A 1,445-nucleotide genomic window follows, 5' to 3' on the forward strand; every position below is an offset into this window, starting at 1 on the left:
CGTTAGCGGCAAAGGGAGGCATCGTGGAGTACGTTGCAAGGTTCGAAGAGGTAGAGGGTGTTCTTTTCCGTTTCGACACGCGCATCTATCTTGGCTCTTACAATCAAAACAAGGACAGCATTTGTGTGGGCGCCATGGTTGGTAAGAATCCAGGTTCAGCTATGCCAAGTAGCCTAGGGAAATTGGGTCCACTTGAACTGCGGAGCGACAAGATGCTGCCCACCGTTGGGAATCGATTTACTGAGGCATTCGCGCTGGCAACTAAACAAGTGCCCCCAAATGCGTTTGTACGGATCTGGAACTTGTTTTATGTCTGCGGAAAAGATCTGAATCAAGCAGCAAAGATCGCTTCACAGTTAACGCATCCACCAATTTGCGAGTCCGAGAAAGGAACCGTTCCGTTTGTCTGGTTCGGCTGGGGCGGCAACAACGCTATGCTGAATCCGTTCAAGAACAGGTTCATCGACCGAAACTACAGTCCCGCATTCTTCTACGACCGCACATGCAGCAGTGTCGTCAGCCGAGCGCCAAGACAAAGTGAATTCGCAAAACACACGCAGGGTATGCCTGCAGACCCGATCACGAAGTATCTGTCTACGGTTGTATGATTTTGTATGCGGCTAACAAGGCGCCGTTATATGGAGTGCTAGCAATGGATCTCGAGTCAGAACTACCACGCCTACTCCCCAAGGCCGTCGAATGGGCAGAACAACAGCAGGCGCACGCACTTGAGAACGGACAGCCGCTTTCCGAAAAGATGATTGACGTCGCCCGCCACGTAGGCGTCATGGCGCCAGAATCGGTCCGAATCCTCGCGGTTGACAGCTTGCCTCGGCCCAGGGACCCTGACCTAAGTGCAGCAGCGGATGCAACCGGGTTACTTGGCCCCGAAATGATTGGTCTGACGCTCGGCTACGCAGTGTTCATAGTCGCTGGTCATGAGACGACCCGGCTTGTATCCCACGAGTGTCGCCACGTATATCAGTACGAGTCGAATGACGGCATTAGCGGCTTTCTCCCGATGTACCTAAGACAGGTCGCTAGGCACGGATACCGAGATGCCCCAATGGAAATCGATGCGAGAAAATACGAGGTGCATTCTATATGACATGCCGCTCGCGGCGCTCAACCGCGTGGCGCCTGAGCGTTCTCGTTGGGTGCGCTAATGGCCGATCTTCCCGAGTGGGTTAAGGAACTTCGGATGGATGCAATTGCGGATCCGTCCGACAAAATACACGAATGCGAGTACTTTCTTGGACTCGCCTCTAATGAGCCAAACCGGGAGCGATTTCGTTGGCTCATCAGCGCGTTCCTTGGTGCGGCATACAGTTATTTCGAGGTCAGAGGTCTCCGTGCCTATCGGGGTCATCCTCCTGTTTTATTCACGAGAAGGCCGTAAGAGCCAAGATGCGGCCTTGTTGATGGCGGTGGTTGGTCAGTTTGTA

3 protein-coding genes are annotated in these 1,445 nt (G+C 53.6%); all 3 read left to right on the forward strand.

Going from position 1 to position 1,445, the window contains the following annotated elements; genetic code table 11:
* The coding region (locus LRA98_RS12760) for a hypothetical protein (protein ID WP_238634267.1) at positions 1–608 on the forward strand (608 nt) is incomplete at its 5' end.
* Positions 609–652: 44 nt separating this feature from the next.
* The gene (locus LRA98_RS12765) at positions 653–1,108 is read left to right on the forward strand and encodes a hypothetical protein (protein WP_238634266.1); all 456 of its coding nucleotides are present in this window, start codon (positions 653–655) and stop codon (positions 1,106–1,108) included.
* Between the two features lie 97 nt (positions 1,109–1,205).
* On the forward strand, positions 1,206–1,445 hold a 240-nt coding region (locus tag LRA98_RS12770), incomplete at its 3' end, for a hypothetical protein (RefSeq protein ID WP_238634265.1).

Origin of the sequence: Halorhodospira sp. M38, from assembly GCF_022227985.1 — a bacterium.
GTDB lineage: Bacteria > Pseudomonadota > Gammaproteobacteria > Nitrococcales > Halorhodospiraceae > Halorhodospira > Halorhodospira halophila_A.